This window comes from Achromobacter sp. D10 (assembly GCF_035282245.1).
Classification (GTDB): domain Bacteria; phylum Pseudomonadota; class Gammaproteobacteria; order Burkholderiales; family Burkholderiaceae_B; genus Achromobacter; species Achromobacter insolitus.
In genome coordinates this window covers 197,691-217,329 of record NZ_JAYJLE010000002.1, presented here as the reverse complement: position 1 = coordinate 217,329, position 19,639 = coordinate 197,691, and the positions used below count along the sequence as shown (strand labels likewise).

Genomic DNA, 19,639 nt, shown 5'->3' with positions numbered 1-19,639 from the left:
GAGGCAGGAAATCAACTGAAATATACCTGTTGCACGATGTTGGACCCGTTTTCCAGCGCTTTCCGGCCAGGGCCCGCCGCCCGCGCCGCGTGGCTCTAAAATGGAAGCCGCCCCGTCTTCTGTCCGAGTTGCTAAAAATCGTTTACAGGCAAGGCGGCGCTCCCTTTCTACACTGTGTCTATGATCGCCCCTGCAATCATCTGGCGAAACCGGCTGTTGCGCGCCGCGCTGGCGGCGGCCCTGGCCTGCCCGCTCGCCCCGGCCGTGGGCGACCCACTTGCTACGTCCCCATATATGCCAGCATTGTCCGCGGGGCGCGGCATCGGGGTGCTGTCCTCGGTCCAGCCCATTCCCGTGCGCCCTGCCCCGTCCATGGAATCGCGCGCGGTGCCACTGGACCCGGCCCCCTGCGAGATGCAGACCATGGAACCGGCGTTGGATACCAGCGTGCGCGGCACGGGCGCGCGCGAAGCCGACCTGATCCCCGGCACCGGCCTGGGCCTGTCGGGCGACGCCCAGCCCGCCCCGGTACCGCTGGATTGCGGCGTGCTCGCGACGCCCGAGGAACCCACGCCCGATTACGTTTTCGCCCTCCAGGACGGCGACCTGCCCCGCGTGCCGGTGGTCGTGATTTCTGGCGTGTCGCGCGCTTCGCGGCCCTGGTTCGCCTCGGCCAGCAGCCAGGAAGGCCTGCGCTACGGCGGCAACCGCAACTGGGTCTACCGCAACACTTCGGGTCCGTCCGTCGCCGTCGGCAATGTCGACGCCCGGGCCCCGGCCTGGGGCAGCAGCGCGCCAGTGGGCGGCCTGCAGATCTCGAACTGGGCCGGATCCGGCGCCACCGCCCCCGAAGGCAGCTTCGGCTATTCGTCATCGCTCGGCAGGCTGAACCGCATGGATCCCGCCGCCAGTTCCGGAGCCGTGGACTACGGCGAGGCGGTGGGCAGCGGCAGCGTGCGTTACGGGCTGACTCCGGCGCTGACGCTGGAAGGCCAGATGCAGAGCGCGCCTTCGCTCACCACACGTGGCATGGGCACCACCTATGCCGCCGGCGAGTACGGCACGTTCCGGGCGGGCGCCACGCAAAGTTCGTTCGACGCCGCCAGCGCCTGGCGTTATCGCTTCGACTACAACGTGGACGTGGCCGACAGCGTGAACCTGGGCTACTCCAACGAGCAGGTCGGGGCGGGTTATGGCGACCTGTCCAGCTACTCGGGCGGCGCGGCCTCGACGGCGCATACCCGCAACACGCTGTCGGCCGGCGTCCCCATCACCGGCTGGGGCGTGCTCAGCGGCACCTACTCGGGCTTGCGCGAGGGTTCGGAGCTGGCCGAGCAGCGCGTGGGCCTGTCCCACAGCATGTTCGTCGCACCCAAGGTCAAGCTGGCGGTGGGCGCCGACCGCGACATCCTCTCGGGCAATTATGAATGGCGCGCCAACCTCAGCATGCCGGTGGACACGTTCATGCGCGGGACCTGGCTGAGCTGGTAGGCGCACTGCGGCAAGGACGGAAATCTCCCCTCGGAAGGGGCCGGCCAAAATTGCGGCTTAAAATCCCTGCCATGATGCTCCCGGCCTACCCCCATGTCTGACGCGCGCGCCCTCGGCGTGTTGCAGCGCGTTTTCGGTTACGAATCCTTCCGCGGCGACCAGCAAGCCATTGTCGAACAGGTGATCGACGGCGGCGACGCGCTGGTCCTCATGCCCACTGGCGGCGGCAAGTCGCTCTGTTACCAGATCCCGTCGCTCGTCCGCGAAGGCACCGGCATCGTCGTGTCGCCGCTCATCGCGCTGATGCAGGACCAAGTCGACGCCCTGACCGAACTGGGCGTGCGCGCGGCCTTCCTGAACTCGACGCAGGAGTGGCGCGTTGCCCGCGGCGTAGAGCAGGCTTTCCTGGCTGGCGAGCTGGACCTGCTGTATGTCGCGCCCGAACGCCTGTTGACCGACCGCTGCCTGCAGCTGCTCGAACGCGGCCGTATCGCACTGTTCGCTATCGACGAGGCGCACTGCGTGTCCCAATGGGGCCATGACTTCCGTCCCGAATACCTGGGGCTGTCGATGCTGCACGAGCGCTGGCCAGACGTGCCGCGCATTGCGCTGACGGCGACCGCCACCGCCGATACCCGTCGCGAGATCGCCCAACGCCTGTCGCTGGACGACGCGCGCCACTTCGTTTCCAGCTTCGACCGTCCCAATATCCGCTATCGGATCATTGAAAAGAACGAGGTGCGCAAGCAGTTGCTGGAGATGATCCAGGCCGAGCACGAAGGCGAATCGGGCGTGGTGTATTGCCTGTCGCGAGCCCGCGTGGAAGAAACCGCGGAGTTCCTGTGCAACCAGGGCATCGACGCCATGCCCTATCACGCGGGCCTCAGCGCACAGGTGCGCGCCGCCAACCAGGCGCGCTTCCTGCGCGAGGACGGCGTGGTCATGGTCGCCACCATCGCGTTCGGCATGGGCATCGACAAGCCCGACGTGCGCTTCGTGGCGCACATAGATCTGCCCAAGTCCGTGGAAGGCTATTACCAGGAAACCGGCCGCGCCGGCCGTGACGGACTGCCGGCCACTGCCTGGCTGGCCTACGGACTGCAAGACGTGGTGCAGCAGCGCCGCATGATCGACGAATCCCCGGGCGAAGAGTCCTACCGGCGGCGCCTGGGCCAGCAGCTGGATGCCATGCTGGGTCTGTGCGAAACCGTGGAATGCCGCCGCGTGCGCCTGTTGGCCTACTTCGGCCAGCAGATCACGGCCTGCGGCAATTGCGACGTCTGCCTGGATCCGCCCCAGGCCTGGGATGGCACGGTCGCCGCGCAGAAAGTGCTGTCCGCCGTCTATCGCCTGTGGAAAGAACGCGGCCAGCGCTACGGCGCGGGCCACATCATCGACATCCTGCGCGGCAAGGTCACCGACCGCACCAAACAGCACGGCCACGACACGCTCAGCGTGTTCGGCGTAGGGGCGGACCTGAGCGACACCGCGTGGCGCGGCGTGCTGCGCCAATTGCTGGCGCAAGGCTTGCTGACGGTGGACCACGAAGGCTATGGCACCCTGGCCCTGACCGAAGGCAGCCGGGCCGTGCTCAAGGGCGAGCGTCAATTGATGCTGCGCCGGGAATCCGAGAAAAAGCCGCGCTCTGGCAAGAGCGGCACCGGTCGTCCCAAAGCGGCGACGATCGACCTGCCGGCCGAACTGCAGCCCGTGTTCGAGGCCTTGCGCGCCTGGCGCGGCGAGGTCGCCAAGAGCCATGGCGTGCCCGCATACGTCATTTTCCATGACGCCACGCTGCGCGAGATTGCGCTGGCCCAGCCCGAATCAATGGACGAGCTGAGCCACATCAGCGGCGTGGGTGCACGCAAGCTGGAAGCGTACGGCGAAGAAATCCTGCAGCGCGTGAGCAAGCCGGTCTTGTGATGGCTGCCCTTCGGGGCAGCCACGGCCAAATCAGCCCGGTGGCGGCAGCAGCGGCACCGGGGCGCGCTCCTTGCCGAACACCGAGCGGTAGGCCAGGATGTTGAACACCAGCACCACTGGAATGCCCACGACGGCGCCTGCCAACACCAGACGCATGGAGCCCAGCGCGCCCGCGCCGTCCCACAAGGTCATGTCGTCCAGGATCAGGTAGGGAAACAGGCTGTAGGCCAGCCCGCTAAGCATCAGCAGGAACAGCGCTACGCACAGCACGAAGGGCAGCCAGCTGAAGCGGTCGGCCTTCCCGGGCAAGCGGGCCAGCAGCATTTCAGCCGCCACGAAGCCCGCCAGCATCATGACCCAGACCGTGGCGGCCAGGCTCAGATGGGCGATGTTGCTCCATTTGTAGAAAATGCCTGCGTTGGCCAGGCCCAGCGTAACGGCGATCGCCACCATGCCCACCGCCGTCCAGCGGATGGCATGGCGGGCCCAGTTTGCGGCGCGGCGCTGCAAGTCGCCGTCCACTCGCATGACAAGCCAGGATGCGCCCAGCAGCACATAGGCGGCCACCGCGCACAAGCCCACGAACATGGAGAACCAGCCGTAGCCGGCGTCGGACTGGTAGCCGGTCGCGATGCGGCCCAGCAGCATGCCCTGGCCAAAGGCGGTGATCAGCGACCCTGCCCAGAAACCGAAAATCCAGCGCGGCTTCATTTCGTTGCGCGCGCGGATGCGGAATTCGAAGGACACGCTGCGCAGCACCACGCCCAGCACCATGCAAGTCAGCGGCCCGTAAAGCTTGCCCAGCACCGCGCCCCAGGCGAAGGGGAACGCGGCCGCGAACAGCCCCATGCCCAGCAGCAGCCAGAATTCGTTGGCGTCGCGCCATGGGCTCAGCAGGCTCATCATGCGGCCGCGCTCGTGTTCGGGCGCCAGTTGCAGCAGGATCCCGACGCCAAGGTCGAAACCGTCCAGCACCATGCCCGCGGCAATCACCACGAACAGCAGCGCCATGAAGGCCAGCGGCATCCAGAATGAAGGATCGTCGGGATTGAGGCCTTGGGAGGCGGCGAGCATGGCGATCATGGCGTACCTCCGCCCAGTTTGCGCACAGGCACCACGCCGTAGCGCGCCGCGTGGAACAGCATGCCAACGAACGCCGCGAGCAGCAGCACGTACAGCACGCCGTAGCCGATCAGGCCGTACAGCACAGTGCTGGAAGCCACGATGCCCAGCACTTCGGATTGCGTGATGGTGCCGTTCACCGCGAACGGCTGCAGGCCGAGTATGGACACCCACCACCCGGCCACGACGGCGATGGCGCCCGAAAACATCATGCCGCACAGGACCCGCTGCCACCAATGCGGCAACGTGGACGGGTCCAAGCCGCGCCGGAAGGTCCACAGGAAGGTCACGCAGGCCACGGCCAGCATCAACAGCCCCAGGCCGGCCGCCACGCGCAGCGACCAGAATGTCAGCGCCACGGGGGGCAACATGCCGGAATACTTGTCCAGGCCGCGGTAGGTACCGTCCTGGTTGCGGTGCAGCCACATGCCGCCCATGTTGCGCAGGGTGAGGTCGGCTACATTCGTATGGGAGCGCGCGTCGGGCCACGCAAACAGCACCAGTTGCGGTTCGGTGCCGCTTTCCCAGTAGCCCGCGGCGGCGGCGGCCTTGGCGGGCTGCAGCTTGGCGATCATCTGGCCGGCGCCGGTGGCGACCGGCAATTGCATGAAGGCCGCTACGACGGCCACCACCAAGGCGGTCTTGAACGCATTGCGCTCGCCATCGCCCAAGGGGCGCCGCAAGGCCTGCAACGCTGTCACGCCCATCATCAGGAACGAGGCGGCCAGGGCCGCGCCCACCACCACCACCGCCATGCGCCAGCCCACCGACGGATTCAGCACCACGGCCATCCAGTCATAGACCTGGTAGCGCCCATCCACCAGCAGCGCGCCGTCCGGCGTCTGCATCCAGGATTGCAATGCCAGCACCCAGAACACCGCCACCAACTGCCCCACCGCCACCATCAGCACGGCCAGCGTATGGGCGCCGTCCGACACGCGGCGCTGGCCGAACAGCATGACGCCGAGAAAACAGGACTTGAGGATGAAAACCGAAAGAATGCCGTAGCCGAGCAAGGGACCGGCGACATTGCCGATCTTGTCCATGAGGCCCGCCCACAGGCTGCCCAGCTGGATCAGCACGGGCACGCTGGCCGCGAGAGTCAGCACGAAGGCCAGGGCGAATATCCGCACCCAGAAGCGGTAGGCGGCTGTCCAGCCGCCATGGCCCGACCAGCGCGCCCGGATCTTGAAGAACAGCAGCACCCAGGCAAGCGCCAGGGAGAAGGCCAGGAAAAACGCCAGGAAGCTCAGACTGGCCACGAACTGCGCGCGGGCCAGGGATAACGTGGATATGTCCATGATGGCCCGTAGTGTAGAGCCAGTTACATGACCGTGGGGACAGTTTGAAACCGGTTGCACCGGCCGCTAAAAGGCCTCGCCTGCGGAACGTGGCAAAATTGACTCTTTGTCGCTGCTTTTTCCTATTCTTTCAAGAATGACCTCCGCCACGACGCCGACCCCTGCCGCATCCAATTTCCTGCTCAACATCGTTCAAGACGACCTCGAAGCCCAGCGCTTCGCAGGCAAGCGTTGGGCGGGCAAGCCTGGCCCGGCGGCCCTGCAACAACAAGGCGGAATGGATCCGGCCCGCATCCGCACGCGCTTTCCGCCGGAGCCCAATGGCTACCTGCACCTCGGCCACGCCAAGAGCATCTGCGTGAACTTCGGGCTGGCGCGCGACTTCGGCGGCGTCTGCCACCTGCGCTTTGACGACACCAATCCGGAAAAGGAAGACCAGGAATACGTCGACGCCATCATCGAGGCCGTGCACTGGCTGGGCTTCGACTGGAAGGCCGACGGCAATGACAACCTGTACTTCGCCAGCGACTACTTCGGCTACATGTACGAGTTCGCCGAGGCGCTGGTCGAGGCCGGCCACGCCTACGTGGACGAACAAAGCCCCGAAGAAATCCGCGCCAACCGCGGCACGCTGACGGAACCCGGCACCGACTCGCCCTGGCGCAACCGCCCCGCCGCCGAGTCGTTGACGCTGCTGCGCGAAATGCGCGACGGCAAGCATCCCGACGGCAGTCTGGTGCTGCGCGCGAAGATCAACATGGCTTCGCCCAACATCAACCTGCGCGACCCGGTCATGTACCGCGTGCGCCATGCCCACCACCACCGCACCGGCGACCAGTGGTGCATTTACCCGATGTACAGCTGGGCGCACCCGGTCGAAGACGCGCTCGAAGGCATCACGCACAGTGTCTGCACGCTGGAATTCGAAGACCAGCGCCCGTTCTACGACTGGATCCTGGCGCGCCTGGCCGAACTCGGCAAGCTGGCCCAGCCGCTGCCGCACCAGTATGAATTCGCCCGCCTGAACGTCAGCTACGTCGTCACCAGCAAGCGCAAGCTGCTGCAGCTGGTGCGCGAAGGCCACGTGGACGGCTGGGACGATCCCCGCATGCCGACCATCTTCGGCCTGCGCCGGCGCGGCTACACGCCCTCTTCGATCCGCCTGTTCTGCGACCGCACCGCCGTGTCCAAGTCCGATTCCCGCATCGACTACAGCCTGCTCGAGCAGGCGGTGCGCGACGACCTGGACCCCGTCGCGCCGCGCTCGGTGGCCGTGCTGGATCCGCTCAAGCTGGTCATCACCAACTACCCGGAAGGCCAGACCGAGATCTGCACCGCGCCGCGCAACCCGCACGACCCCGAAGCCGGCGTGCGCGAGTTCCCGCTGTCGCGCGAGCTCTGGATCGAACGCGACGACTTCCGCGAAGAAGCGCCCAAGAAATACTTCCGCCTCTTCCCGGGCAACACCGTGCGCCTGAAATACGGCTACGTGGTCCGCTGCACCGGTTTCACCAAGAACGAGGCCGGCGAGGTCGTCGAGGTCCAGGCCGAATACCTGCCGGAAACCAAGAGCGGCACGCCCGGCGCCGACAGCGTCAAGGTCAAGGGCAACATCACCTGGGTCAGCGCGGCCCACGCGGTGCCCGCCCAGATCCACCTGTACGACCGCCTGTTCGCCGACCCGCGTCCCGACGGCGGCGACAAGGACTTCCTGGCCTGCCTGAACCCGAACTCCAAGCAGACCGTCACGGCCTGGCTGGAACCCGGCACCGTGGCCACGCCGGGCGCCACCTGGCAGTTCGAACGCCTGGGCTACTTCACGGCCGACCTGAAGGAATCCACCGCGGAGAGCCCGGTGCTCAACCGCATCGTGACCCTGCGCGACTCCTGGGCGCAAGGCTGACGCGCCGCGTCCGCATTGCAGGGAAAAGGCGCCGAAAGGCGCCTTTTTCTTTGGGTCCGCCCCCTGCGCATGCCGCCCCTGGGCGGGTTATCATCCCCCGAACCCCGCAGCCGGTCGAGCGCGCCGTTTCCGGCGCCCCAGACCGCCAGCCACAATCAAGATGAACACTGAATCCCTAGCCCTGGACTTCAAAAGCGCCACCCTCTATGCCATCCGGGTGGTCCTGCACAGCGCCGATCCCGAACGCCTGACCGCCGCCCTGGCCAAGCGCATGGCCGATGCCGGCAGCTTCTTCGAAAACGAACCCGTGGTCATCGACGCCAGCCGCGTCGAGGAAAAAATCGATTGGACCGCCCTGGTGGCGGCATTGCGCGGCCACAACCTGCCCCCCATCGGCGTCGTGGCCGAGGGCGCCAACCTGGAAGCCGCTCGCGCAGCCGGCCTGACGCCGGTGGAACTGTCCACGCCCGCGGCCCGGCCCGCGCCGGTGATCGACACCGCGCCGCCCAACGACGTGTCCACGCCGGTACCCTCGGTGCCCGCCGCCGCGGTCGAGACCGCGCCCGCGCCCACTGAAGTCTCCGCCGAACCTGAAACGCCCGCCGCGGAAACGCCCGCCGACAAGCCCGCGGCCGAGCCGCTGCCGGCGCGCGCGGCGAGCAGCACCACCTCTGCCCCCAGCCCCACGCCTGCCGCCCCGCACTCGTCGTCGGCACTGGTTATCACCAAGCCGCTACGCTCCGGCCAGCGCGTCTATGCGCGCCACACGGACCTGGTGGTGATCGGCATGGTGAGCCAGGGCGCGGAAGTCATCGCGGACGGCAACGTCCACGTCTACGGCCCGCTGCGCGGCAAGGCCATGGCCGGCGCCCGCGGCGACACTTCCGCGCGCATTTTCACGACGCACCTGGATGCCGAGCTGCTGGCCGTGGCGGGCGTGTACCGCGTGGTCGAGGATAAGCTGGACCGCACGCTGCAAAATCAGCCCGCGCTGGTCCGCCTGGACGGCGATACGCTGCGCATCGAGGCGCTCAAGGCCTGAATGGGTTGTGTGCCCCCACGCTGCACCCGCTTGCGCGGGCTTGCTGCCCCCCGAGGGGGCGCTCTTGCCTTGGGGCGGCCCGGCGGCAAGAGGGCCCCCACGCTGCACCCGCTCGCGCGGGCTTGCTGCCCCCCGAGGGGGCGCTCTTGCCTTGGGGCGGCCCGGCGGCAAGAGGGCCCCCACGCTGCACCCGCCTGCGCGGGCTTGCTGCCCCCCGAGGGGGCGCTCTTGCCTTGGGGCGGCCCGGCGGCAAGAGGGCCCCCACGCTGCACCCGCTTGCGCGGGCTTGCTACCCCGCCGAGAGGCGGCTCTTGCCTTGAGGCGGCCCAAAGATTTCAACACATCCTGTAAGAAGCCTTACAAGGGCTTTTTGCTTTACGATAACGCGATTTATTCGAACATAAGGGTTTGATCGTCATGACACGCATTGTTGTGGTGACTTCCGGCAAAGGCGGCGTGGGCAAAACCACGACCAGCGCCAGTTTTTCTGCAGGACTCGCGATGCGGGGCCACAAGACCGCTGTCATCGACTTCGATGTCGGCCTGCGCAACCTCGACCTGATCATGGGCTGCGAACGCCGCGTGGTGTATGACTTCGTCAACGTGATCCAGGGCGAAGCAACGCTCAACCAGGCGCTCATCAAGGACAAGCAGCTCGAAAACCTGTTCATCCTGCCCGCCTCGCAAACGCGCGACAAGGATGCGCTGACGCAAGAAGGCGTGGAAAAGGTCATCAACGACCTCAAGGGCATGGGCTTTGACTACATCGTCTGCGACTCGCCCGCCGGCATCGAGACGGGCGCGCTGATGGCCGCCTACTTTGCCGACGACGCGCTGGTGGTGACCAACCCGGAAGTCTCGTCGGTGCGCGACTCCGACCGCATTCTGGGCATCCTGGCCGCCAAGTCCAAGCGCGCCGTCGAAGGCGACGAACCGGTCAAGGAATATCTGCTGCTCACGCGCTACAGCCCCAAGCGCGTCGTCGACGGCGAAATGCTGTCGCTGGGCGACATCGAGGACATCCTGCGCATCAAGCTGATCGGCGTGATCCCCGAGTCGGAAGCGGTGCTGCAGGCGTCGAACCAGGGCCTGCCGGCCATCCACCTGAGAGATACCGACGTGTCTGAAGCGTACAAGGACGTCGTGGCCCGTTACCTGGGCGAAGACAAGGCCCTGCGCTTTACCGATTACGAAAAGCCCGGTTTCCTGAAACGCCTGTTCGGAGGCAAGTAAGCAATGTCCTTCCTGTCGTTTCTGCTCGGTCAAAAGAAAACTTCCGCATCCGTCGCCAAGGAACGGTTGCAGATCATCCTGGCCCACGAGCGGGGCCGCGGCGATTCGCCCGATTACCTGCCGCAGTTGCAGCAGGAACTTATCGCCGTCATTTCCAAGTACGTGAAGATCAACCCCGAAGACATCAAGGTGCACCTGGAACGCCAGGACACGCTCGAGGTGCTGGAGGTAAAGATCGAAATGCCGCAGAACGAGACCTGATGCGGCTGTGCGTGCCACGACCAAGAAGAATGCCCCTGCGGGGGCATTCTTGTTTTGCAGGGCAACGACCCAAAAAAATGCCCGGCGTTGCCGGGCATTTGCCTTTTGGGGCGGGAGCTTAGCGCTTGCCGACCTGATCGCCGATGACACCGCCGATCGCCGCTCCGCCCACCGTTCCGAGGATGCCGCCATTGGTGATCACGGCGCCTGCCACGCCGCCCAACGCAGCGCCGCCCACTGCGCTCTTTTGGCGGTGGCTCATGCCATCCCAGGAAGAGCAGCCAGCCATGGCGGCGGTCATCGCCAGCGCAACACAGATTTTGGAGAGAGATGCGATTTTCATATTTGTGGTTCCTATTCTCGTACCCGGGGCCGCGCATGAAACTGGATGCGAGCACGCGGCGCCCATAAGGGCCTGGAACCTTCAGGATCGCAAAATATCGTTGCCCTGGCTGTTAGGTTTGCCCATGAATTGTGTCAAAGGGCGAGAGGATCTTTGCACGCCCCAGGGACTTTGTTGCAACGGGTGCGCGCTATTTGACCAGACGTAACACCTCGCGGAAGCGCGGGTGCTCGCAAGTACGCATCCATTCAAATATCGCCATTTCGGACGTGACGATTTCAGCGCCGTGCGCACGCGCGCGGCGCAGCGCCGCATGATGGTCCGCAGGCTTGCGGGATCCCGCCGCATCCGACACCAGCACGGCGTGGTAACCCAGATCGATCAAGCCGATCACTGTCTGCAGCACGCAAATGTGCGCCTCGCAGCCCGCCACCAGAATGGTTTTGCGCGCGGCGGGAAGCCACGCTTCGAATCCCGGCTCCAGCGCCGAAGAGAAGTGCATTTTCTGGAAGGTCGTCTGGACCTGCTCGCGCAACGGCTCCACGGTAGCGCCCAGCATCTTGGCGTGATGCTCGGTGGCGGCCACCGGCACATCCAGCAGGCGCGCAGCCTGCGCCAGCTTGTGTGCGGCCTGGAGCACGGCTTCGTTGTCGTGGATGACCGGCATCAAGCGACCCTGCATGTCGACGATCAACAGGGTGGAATCGGAAGCGGACAGCAGCATGGCATGGAACTCCTGGTAGAAGTCCTTAGCATACCTCCGGCAAAAAAAATCCCGGCGCGGGGCCGGGATTCCTTCAGGCGCTGATTACTTCAGGGCCTTGTAGCGTAGGCGCTTGGGCTTGGCGCCCTCTTCGCCCAGGCGGCGCTTCTTGTCGGCCTCGTATTCCTGGTAGTTGCCGTCAAAGAAGACGACTTGCGAGTCTCCTTCGAAAGCCAGGATATGGGTAGCGATACGGTCCAGGAACCAGCGATCGTGGCTGATGACCATGACGCTGCCGGGGAACTCCAGCAGCGCGTCTTCCAGGGCGCGCAGCGTTTCGACGTCGAGGTCGTTGGACGGTTCGTCCAGCAGCAGGACGTTGCCGCCGGCGATCAGCGTCTTGGCCATGTGCAGGCGGCCGCGTTCGCCGCCCGACAACTGGCCCACGACCTTGTTCTGGTCGCCGCCCTTGAAGTTGAAACGACCCAGATAGGCGCGCGACGACATTTCGAACTTGCCCACGGTAAGCAGGTCCGCGCCATCGGCCACCGCGTCGAACACGGTCTTCTTGTCTTCCAGCGCGTCGCGCGACTGGTCCACGTAGGCCAGCTTCACGGTCTGGCCGATCTTGACCTCGCCTGAATCCGGCTGCTCGCGGCCCGCGATCATGCGGAACAGCGTCGACTTACCGGCGCCGTTGGCGCCGATGATGCCGACGATGGCGCCCGGCGGCACCTTGAAGCTGAGGTTGTCGATCAGCAGGCGGTCGCCATAGGCTTTGCTGACGTTGTTGAATTCGATGACCTCGTTGCCCAGGCGCTCGCCCACGGGAATGAAGATTTCCTGGGTTTCATTGCGCTTCTGGTATTCGTAGGACGACAGTTCCTCGAAGCGGGCCAGACGCGCCTTGGCCTTGGCCTGACGGCCCTTGGGGTTCTGACGCACCCACTCCAATTCCTTCTTGATGGTCTTCTGGCGGGCGGATTCCGAGGCCTCTTCCTGCTTCAGGCGGTCTTCCTTCTGCTCCAGCCACGAGCTGTAGTTGCCCTTCCAGGGAATGCCGTAGCCGCGGTCGAGTTCGAGGATCCATTCAGCCGCGTTGTCCAGGAAGTAGCGATCGTGAGTCACGCCCACCACGGTGCCGGGGAACTTGTGCAGGAACTGCTCAAGCCATTCCACGCTTTCGGCGTCCAGGTGGTTGGTAGGCTCGTCCAGCAGCAGCATGTCGGGCTTGGACAGCAACAGGCGGCACAGCGCCACGCGGCGCTTTTCACCGCCGGAGAGCTTGCCGACGATGGCATCCCAGGGCGGCAGGCGCAACGCATCGGCGGCAATTTCCATCTGATGCTCGATATCGTCCGCGCCGCTGGATGCGGCGGCGGCAATGATGGCTTCCAGTTCGGCCTGCTCGGCGGCAAGCGCGTCGAAATCGGCGTCCGGTTCGGCATAGGCCGCGTAGACTTCGTCCAGGCGCTTCTTTGCGGTGACCACCGCGCCCAGGCCTTCTTCGACGGCCTGGCGCACCGTGTGCTCGGGATTGAGCTGCGGTTCCTGCGGCAGGTAGCCGATGTTCAGGCCCGGCATGGGGATGGCTTCACCTTCGATTTCGCGATCGACGCCGGCCATGATCTTCAGCAGCGTCGACTTGCCCGAGCCGTTCAGGCCCAGCACGCCGATCTTGGCGCCAGGAAAAAACGAAAGCGAGATGTCGCGCAGGATCTGCCGCTTGGGCGGCACGATCTTGCCGACGCGATTCATGGTGTAGACGTATTGGGCCATGGGCTCGTATGAGAGATATAGCTGATAAACCGCTGATTGTAGGCCGGAACCCTGACCGGCGTATGTCCGAGGCCGAATCGCCCGCGCGCGCTTGCCGCCCGGGGTTTCAGGCTGCCTTGGGCCGCGCCGGCCGGGCGCCGGAACGCATCTGCGCCAACATGACGCCAGCCAGCGCCATCGCGCCGCCGACGATATGGAAGAGGTGCGGCTTTTCGTCCAGGAAAACGGCCGCGATCGCTACCGTGGCCACCGGCATGATGTTCAGGAAAATGCTGGCGCGGTTGGGCCCCAGGTGCTTGACGCCCTGCATCCACAGAAAGGGCGCGAAAAGCGAGGGGAACACCGCCGCATACAGCACCAGCGGGAGGTTGTCGCTATTGAGCGGTGACGGCGGCGCCAACAGGAAGGCCGGCAGCTGGAACAACACGCCGAAAGCCACCTGCACATACAGCGATTGCCATGGCCCCACCGGCAGCGCCCAGCGGCGCAACAGCACGCCGTACAGCGCATAAGCCAGCGCGCCCACGCCCATCAGCAGGTCGCCGCGATTGGCGCCCACCTCCAGCAGGCGGGCGGGATCGCCCTCCCCGATCAGCAGGGCCAGGCCCGCCAGCGACAACAGGCCGCCCAGCATCGCCGTGGCCGAAGGCAGTTCACGCAGCAACACCGCCACGATTGCGATGGTCATCAACGGAATCATCGCGGTGATGATGCCCATATTGGTCGCCGTGGTGCTGGCGGCGGCCACGTAGGCCAAACCTTGATAGAGGGCCATGCCCAGCCCGCCCAGCACCGCCAGCTTGGGCAGGTTGGGCAGGATCTGGCGGCGTTGCGCCCAGACGCCCGGCAGCGCGAAGGGCGTCAGGACGACGCCGGCCAGCGCCCATCGGTAGAAGCCGATGGCGGCCGGCGCGATGGCGCTGGCCGCCATCTTGGTGACGATCATGTTGACCGACCAGATCAGGGCCGCCAGCAGCGGAAACAACAGATAACGGGCGGGAACATGCGGGGAGGAAACACGCGTCATAGGGGATACAGCATAGGTATAGAGAAGACTGGGGCAGTGTAGGCTCTGTCCGACATGATGTATATAATTAAAAACAGACAAAACCAGACGAAGTTCCGACATGTCCGCCGACGACATCGCCCCCTCGCTGGCCAGCCACCTGCCCTATCCGCTGGCCTGCCGCATCCTGCATTTCACGCCCAACTCGCGCATGAAGCGCCACAGCTCGCCCTGGGCAGAGCTGAACTTCGCGATCTCCGGCATCATGGAAATCGGCGTCGGCGGCATCACTTATCTGTCGCCACCGCAGTACGCCATCTGGATTCCTCCGCATGTCGAACATTGCTGCCAGAACGATGGCGAGGTGCACTACGCCTGCATCGACATTCCCGCCGCGGCCTGCGCCGGCCTGCCCAAGGAACCGTGCACGCTCGAGATCAGCCCCGTCATGCGGGCCATCCTGGCTGACTTCGAACGGCGTGGCATCAGCTATCCGGATACGCCGGAAGACCGGCGCATGGCGCAGATCGTCATCGACCAGGCGCGCCAGGCGCGCGCCTACGCAAGCTACCTGCCCTCTACCTCCGACCCACTGCTGGCGCCCATCCTGTCGGCGCTGCAGCACAGCCCGGGCGACAAGCGCGGCGCCGCGCACTGGGCCGCCACCGCAGGCATTACCGAACGCACGCTGCTGCGCCACTGCCAACAGCACCTGGGCATGTCGTTCAATGAATGGCGGCAGCGGCTACGAGTGGTCAGCGCGCTGGGCATGCTGGACGCGGGCCAGTCCGTCCAGTCCGTCGCGCGAGAACTGAGCTACAGTACGCCGTCCGCGTTCATCGCCATGTTCCAGCGGCTGACCGGCCAATCGCCGGACAGCGCGCGCAGGCGCTGCCTGGGCGGCTCCCCGCCGGCCTAGCCCGGGAAAATCGCGTCGTCCAAGCGTCCGATGCGGCGCCGAGCCGATCGCGAGACAATACGCCTGACTTTCAATTTGCTTTCATCCGACTTTGCCGTGCCGCCGCGGCCTCATCGCGCCCAGGAATTCCCCATGTCTGCCTCCGCAACCCCCCCAGCCTCCCTGACCCATTTCAGCGCATCCGAACTGGACATGCTGGCCAAGACGGCAGACGCCCTGAGCGCCTACCTGGGCAAACCCGTACTGGCGGAGGTAGTGCTGGGCGACGACGGCACCGAATGGGTGACCTATGGCGTGCCCATGGATGAAAACGCCAAGCCCGACGAAGACCAGACCCACGTCCAGCTGGGCGGACCCGGCGCCCGCTTGCTGGGCAACCGCGGCGGCTTGCCCCAGTCCGATGACGACACCTACGATTGCCTTTATCTCTGGGCCATCGAGATCTCGTTGAACGAAGGCGAACGCTTCATCAAGCTGGATCACGACGGCGAGGAGTCCGCCTGGTCCGACAATCTGGAAGACGTGCTGCCGTTTGCCTTGACGGAAGAACCCGTGTCCGAGGATCCGGACGCGGAAGACGACGAGGATGAAGAGGACGAAGAGGATGAGGATGATGAAAATGGCCACGGCCACGATCATCCTCACGACCACAACCACCGCCACTGAGGCGGTACCGGACGGCGGGCGACGGCTGGCGTAGCGCCGCAGCCGCGCCGTCCGCGGTTCAGGCGGAGATCCGTCCTTCCTCCACGGCGTGGCACGCCACCACCGTCACTCCCGCCATGATTGCGGACGGGGCCTCGGCCTTGCAGCGCTCATTCGCGTGCGGACAGCGCGGATGGAAGGTGCAGCCGGAGGGCGGATTCAGCGGGTTGGGCACTTCGCCCGCCACCGCCGTGCGCGGCTTGCCCGCGCCGTTGATGTCGGGAATGGCCTCCAGCAGCATGCGCGTATAGGGATGACGCGGCCGCGCGAACAACTCGTCGCGCGGGGCCACCTCCACCATGCGGCCCAGGTACATCACCCCCACCCGGTCGGCCACGTGATGGACCACCGCCAGATTGTGGGAAATGAACAAATAGGTAAGCCCCAGGTTGCGCTGCAGATCCTTCATCAGGTTCAGCACCTGCGCCTGCACCGACACGTCCAGCGCCGAAGTCGGCTCGTCGCACACCAGGAATTCGGGATTCACCGCGAGCGCCCGCGCAATCGAAATACGTTGACGCTGGCCGCCCGAAAACTGGTGCGGGTAACGGCCCTGGTCGGCCGGATCCAGGCCCACCTGTTTAAGCAGCTCGCCCACGCGCGCGGTCCGCTCGTCGGCCGTCATGGTGGTGTGGGTCAGCATGGGCTCGGCGATGATGCGGCCCACGCGCCAGCGAGGATTCAGACTGGCGTAGGGATCCTGAAAAATCATCTGCAGGCGCTTGCGCAAGGCGCGGCCGCCCGGCTCGGACATGCGCGACAATGGCTGGCCGTCGAAGCGGATGTCGCCGCGGGTCAGGCCGTACAAGCCCACCAGCATGCGCGCCACGGTCGATTTTCCGCAGCCCGATTCACCGACCAGCGCCAGCGTTTCGCCGCGCGCAATGTCGAAAGACACCCCGTCCACGGCGCGCAGCATCACCCGCGGTTTGCCCGCGAGCTTGCGTTCCAGCCAGGGCGGCGACACATCGAACCAGCGCGCGGCGTCCTTTACTTCTACCAAGGGCGTCGTCATGCGGCCACCTTATCGTTATTGTCATGCAGCCAACAGGCCGCGCGGGAAGTGCCAGCCGCCATCAGCTCGGGGCGCTCTACGCCGCAACGCGGCATGCGCTGGCCGCAGCGCGGGTTGAAGGCGCAACCCGCCGGGATGGCGTTCAGGCGCGGCATGCTGCCATCGATCTGCACCAACCGTTCGGCATGGCCCTCCAGCGACGGAATCGATCCCATCAGCCCCGTCGTGTAGGGATGCCGCGGCTTGTGGATCACGTCCGCCACCGGACCGATCTCGGCCACGCGGCCGGCGTACATCACCGCGACGCGGTCGGCAGTCTCTGCGATGACGCCCATGTCGTGCGTGATCAGCATCACGGCCGTGCCGTTTTCACGGCACAGGCGCTTGAGCAGCTCAATGATCTGCGCCTGGATGGACACGTCCAGCGCGGTCGTGGGTTCGTCCGCCACCACCAGCTTTGGCTCGGCGGCCAGGGCCAGCGCGATCACCACGCGCTGGCGCATGCCGCCGGAAAACTGGTGCGGGTAGTGGTCGATGCGCTCGCGCGCGGCCGGGATGCCGGTCGATGCCAGCAGCTCCACCGCGCGCTCGCGCGCCTGGGACCAGCTCAGGTCCAGATGCGTCACGATGGTTTCCGCCAGTTGCCGGCCCACCGTGTACAGCGGGTTCAAGGATGTCAGCGGATCCTGGAACACTGCGCCGATCTCGCGGCCGCGCACGCGGCGCATCTGCTCGTCGGGCAGGTTGTCGATACGGCGGCCCGCCAGCAGGATCTCGCCCGCGGCGATGCGCCCGGGTGGTTCCAGGAGACCGATGATGGATGCGCCGGTCAGGGATTTGCCGGCGCCGGATTCGCCCACTACGCCCAGGACTTCGCCAGCCTGGATGGAAAAGGACACGTCGTCCAGGGCGCGCAGCGTGCCGCGGCGCGTGGGGAACTCCACGCGCAGATTGCGGACTTCTAGAAGTGCGCTCATGTAAACCTCAATTCAGCCGGGGGTTGAGCGCATCGCGCAACCAGTCGCCTAACAAGTTGACCGATAGCACCAGCAGCACCAACGCCGCGCCGGGGAAGATGGTGATCCACCATTCCCCTGAAAACAGGAAGTCGTTGCCGATGCGGATCAGCGTGCCCAGCGACGGCGCGGTCGGCGGTACGCCCACACCCAGGAACGACAGCGTGGCTTCGGTGATGATGGCCGTGGCCAGGTGCACCGTGGCCAGCACCAGCACCGGGCCCAGCACATTGGGCAGCACGTGGCGGAACATGATGACGGGCGAGGCCACCCCGATCACGCGCGCGGCCTGCACGTACTCGCGGTTCTTCTCTACCAGCGTGGAGCCGCGCACGGTTCGCGCGTATTGCGGCCAGCCCGCCAGCGCGATCGCGCCGATCAGCACGGGGAATGCGATCAACTCGTGCATGTCGCGCGGCACCGCCGCCCGCGCCACGCCATCGATCAGCAATGCGATCAGGATGGCGGGGAACGACAGTTGCACGTCGGCGATACGCATGATGAACGCGTCGATGCGTCCGCCCGCGTAACCCGAGATCAGCCCCAAAACAATGCCGATCGCCATGGACAGCAGCACCGAAGCCAGGCCAATCAAGAGCGACACCCGGGTGCCGTACAGGATGGCCGAGTACAGGTCGCGGCCCTGGCTGTCGGTGCCCAGCAGATAGGTCGGCTGGCCGTTGGCCTCCCAGGCGGGCGGCAATAGCGCGTCCAGCAGTTCCACCTTGGTCAGGTCGAACGGATTATGCGGAGCCACCCAGCCAGCCCCGAAGGAGCCGATCAGCAAGGCTGCCAGCAGCACAGTGGCCGCAATGGCCACGGGCGCCCGGCGCCAGGCCCAGGCAATATCGCTGTCCCACCAGCGTTTGAGTACGGCGCGCATCAGTGAGCCCCCCCGCCGCGGGTCAGCCCGGAACGCAGGCGCGGGTCCACGACAAAATACAGAAGATCGACGATCAGGTTGATCACCACGAATACCAGCGCGATCAGGCACAGGTAGGCCGCCATGACAGGCACATCGGCGAACTGCACCGCCTGGATGAACAGCAGGCCCATGCCCGGCCACTGGAACACGGTTTCCGTGACGATGGCAAAGGCAATGATGCCGCCCAGCTGCAGGCCGGTAATGGTAATGACCGGCACCATTGTGTTCTTCAGCGCATGGCCGAAGTGGATGGCCCGGCGCTTCAGGCCGCGGGCGCGGGCAAACTTGATGTAGTCCGAACGCAGCACTTCCAGCATCTCCGAGCGCACCAGGCGCAGCACCAGGGTCATCTGGAACAGCGACAAGGTGATGGACGGCAGGATCAGGTGCTTCCAGCCCGTGGCGGTGAACAGCCCGGAGGACCACCAGCCCACGCTGACGGTGTCGCCGCGCCCGTAGCTGGGCAACCAGCCCAGCTGGACCGAGAACACCAGGATCAGGAGGATGCCGATCAGGAAGGTGGGCAGCGACACGCCCAGCAGCGAGCCGGCCAGCAGCAGCTGGGACAACAGGCTGTTGCGCTTGAGCGCGGTATACACGCCCAGGGGCACGCCCACCAGCAGCGCCAGCAGGGCAGCCACCATGGAAAGCTCCAGCGTCGCCGGCAAACGGGATTTCAGCAATGTGGAAACGGGTTCGCTCTGGCGCAGGGATATGCCGAAATTGCCCTGCACGGCGTTGGCCACGAAATGGCCGAATTGGACAATGGCGGGCTCGTTCAGCCCCAGGCGCTCACGCAATTCGATGCGCTCGGCATCGGTGGCGTCCTGCCCCAGCATGATGGTGACGGGGTCGCCGACGTATTGAAAAAGCACAAAGGCCAGTAGCGAGACGGTGAGCATCACCGCTACGGCCTGCAACAGGCGACGCAGTATGAAAGCAAACATAGGCG

18 protein-coding genes are annotated in these 19,639 nt (G+C 65.8%); 8 read left to right on the top strand and 10 right to left on the bottom strand.

The features are described from left to right. The first annotated feature begins 180 nt into the window (after nt 1-180). Both VCS63_RS07805 and recQ read left to right on the top strand, forming a co-directional pair. Nucleotides 181-1,491, top strand: a complete 1,311-nt coding sequence (locus VCS63_RS07805; RefSeq protein ID WP_323879189.1) for a fimbrial protein — start codon at nt 181-183, stop codon at nt 1,489-1,491. Nucleotides 1,492-1,584: 93 nt separating this feature from the next. Further along, the gene (gene recQ, locus VCS63_RS07800) at nt 1,585-3,414 is read left to right on the top strand and encodes a DNA helicase RecQ (RefSeq protein ID WP_323879187.1); all 1,830 of its coding nucleotides are present in this window, start codon (nt 1,585-1,587) and stop codon (nt 3,412-3,414) included. 30 nt (nt 3,415-3,444) lie between these two features. Here the strand turns inward: recQ and VCS63_RS07795 are convergent, their stop codons facing one another. After that, nucleotides 3,445-4,497: a cytochrome d ubiquinol oxidase subunit II gene (locus tag VCS63_RS07795; RefSeq protein ID WP_042796535.1), complete on the bottom strand. Its 1,053-nt coding sequence runs from the start codon at nt 4,495-4,497 to the stop codon at nt 3,445-3,447. Next, nucleotides 4,494-5,837: a cytochrome ubiquinol oxidase subunit I gene (locus VCS63_RS07790; protein WP_042796534.1), complete on the bottom strand. Its 1,344-nt coding sequence runs from the start codon at nt 5,835-5,837 to the stop codon at nt 4,494-4,496. The genes VCS63_RS07795 and VCS63_RS07790 overlap by 4 nt, the downstream gene beginning before the upstream one ends. Before the next feature lie 136 nt (nt 5,838-5,973). Between VCS63_RS07790 and VCS63_RS07785 the strand changes: the two genes are divergently transcribed. The 4 genes from VCS63_RS07785 to minE all read left to right on the top strand — a co-directional run bounded on the left by VCS63_RS07785 (nt 5,974) and on the right by minE (nt 10,276). After that, on the top strand, nt 5,974-7,740 hold the full coding sequence (locus VCS63_RS07785; protein WP_063642211.1) for a glutamine--tRNA ligase/YqeY domain fusion protein: 1,767 nt from the start codon (nt 5,974-5,976) through the stop codon (nt 7,738-7,740). 160 nt (nt 7,741-7,900) lie between these two features. Next, on the top strand, nt 7,901-8,782 hold the full coding sequence (gene minC / locus VCS63_RS07780; protein WP_063642212.1) for a septum site-determining protein MinC: 882 nt from the start codon (nt 7,901-7,903) through the stop codon (nt 8,780-8,782). Nucleotides 8,783-9,199: 417 nt separating this feature from the next. Beyond that, nucleotides 9,200-10,015: a septum site-determining protein MinD gene (gene minD, locus VCS63_RS07775; RefSeq protein WP_041652327.1), complete on the top strand. Its 816-nt coding sequence runs from the start codon at nt 9,200-9,202 to the stop codon at nt 10,013-10,015. Nucleotides 10,016-10,018: 3 nt separating this feature from the next. Then, entirely contained in the window at nt 10,019-10,276 is a 258-nt protein-coding gene (gene minE / locus VCS63_RS07770) for a cell division topological specificity factor MinE (RefSeq protein WP_006217654.1), read from the top strand. 118 nt (nt 10,277-10,394) lie between these two features. On the opposite strand, the gene VCS63_RS07765 is transcribed toward minE, so the two are convergent. From VCS63_RS07765 to VCS63_RS07750, 4 genes are all read right to left on the bottom strand, one after another. After that, on the bottom strand, nt 10,395-10,619 hold the full coding sequence (locus tag VCS63_RS07765; protein WP_042796532.1) for a glycine zipper 2TM domain-containing protein: 225 nt from the start codon (nt 10,617-10,619) through the stop codon (nt 10,395-10,397). 190 nt (nt 10,620-10,809) lie between these two features. Beyond that, nucleotides 10,810-11,343: an isochorismatase family protein gene (locus tag VCS63_RS07760; RefSeq protein ID WP_042796531.1), complete on the bottom strand. Its 534-nt coding sequence runs from the start codon at nt 11,341-11,343 to the stop codon at nt 10,810-10,812. 84 nt (nt 11,344-11,427) lie between these two features. Then, nucleotides 11,428-13,101 carry an energy-dependent translational throttle protein EttA gene (gene ettA, locus VCS63_RS07755; RefSeq protein ID WP_042796530.1) on the bottom strand — a complete coding sequence of 558 codons (1,674 nt, stop codon included), beginning with the start codon at nt 13,099-13,101 and terminating at the stop codon, nt 11,428-11,430. A gap of 106 nt (nt 13,102-13,207) precedes the next feature. Further along, nucleotides 13,208-14,128: a DMT family transporter gene (locus VCS63_RS07750; RefSeq protein WP_082900535.1), complete on the bottom strand. Its 921-nt coding sequence runs from the start codon at nt 14,126-14,128 to the stop codon at nt 13,208-13,210. Nucleotides 14,129-14,228: 100 nt separating this feature from the next. On the opposite strand from VCS63_RS07750, the gene VCS63_RS07745 reads away from it, so the two are divergent. Together VCS63_RS07745 and VCS63_RS07740 are read left to right on the top strand one after the other, a co-directional pair. Beyond that, nucleotides 14,229-15,026, top strand: a complete 798-nt coding sequence (locus VCS63_RS07745; protein WP_042796529.1) for an AraC family transcriptional regulator — start codon at nt 14,229-14,231, stop codon at nt 15,024-15,026. A gap of 132 nt (nt 15,027-15,158) precedes the next feature. Then, entirely contained in the window at nt 15,159-15,692 is a 534-nt protein-coding gene (locus VCS63_RS07740; RefSeq protein ID WP_149065128.1) for a hypothetical protein, read from the top strand. 58 nt (nt 15,693-15,750) lie between these two features. Here VCS63_RS07740 and VCS63_RS07735 read toward each other — a convergent pair whose 3' ends face one another. The 4 genes from VCS63_RS07735 to VCS63_RS07720 are packed head-to-tail and all read right to left on the bottom strand — an operon-like array spanning nt 15,751 to nt 19,634. Then, nucleotides 15,751-16,746 (bottom strand): ABC transporter ATP-binding protein, encoded by a 996-nt coding sequence (locus VCS63_RS07735; RefSeq protein WP_042796527.1) that lies wholly within the window; start codon nt 16,744-16,746, stop codon nt 15,751-15,753. Then, nucleotides 16,743-17,723 (bottom strand): ABC transporter ATP-binding protein, encoded by a 981-nt coding sequence (locus VCS63_RS07730; RefSeq protein WP_063642216.1) that lies wholly within the window; start codon nt 17,721-17,723, stop codon nt 16,743-16,745. The genes VCS63_RS07735 and VCS63_RS07730 overlap by 4 nt, the downstream gene beginning before the upstream one ends. Before the next feature lie 7 nt (nt 17,724-17,730). Next, nucleotides 17,731-18,645: an ABC transporter permease gene (locus VCS63_RS07725; protein ID WP_063642217.1), complete on the bottom strand. Its 915-nt coding sequence runs from the start codon at nt 18,643-18,645 to the stop codon at nt 17,731-17,733. Beyond that, the gene (locus VCS63_RS07720; RefSeq protein WP_042796525.1) at nt 18,645-19,634 is read right to left on the bottom strand and encodes an ABC transporter permease; all 990 of its coding nucleotides are present in this window, start codon (nt 19,632-19,634) and stop codon (nt 18,645-18,647) included. The genes VCS63_RS07725 and VCS63_RS07720 overlap by 1 nt, the downstream gene beginning before the upstream one ends. Nucleotides 19,635-19,639 lie beyond the last annotated feature (5 nt).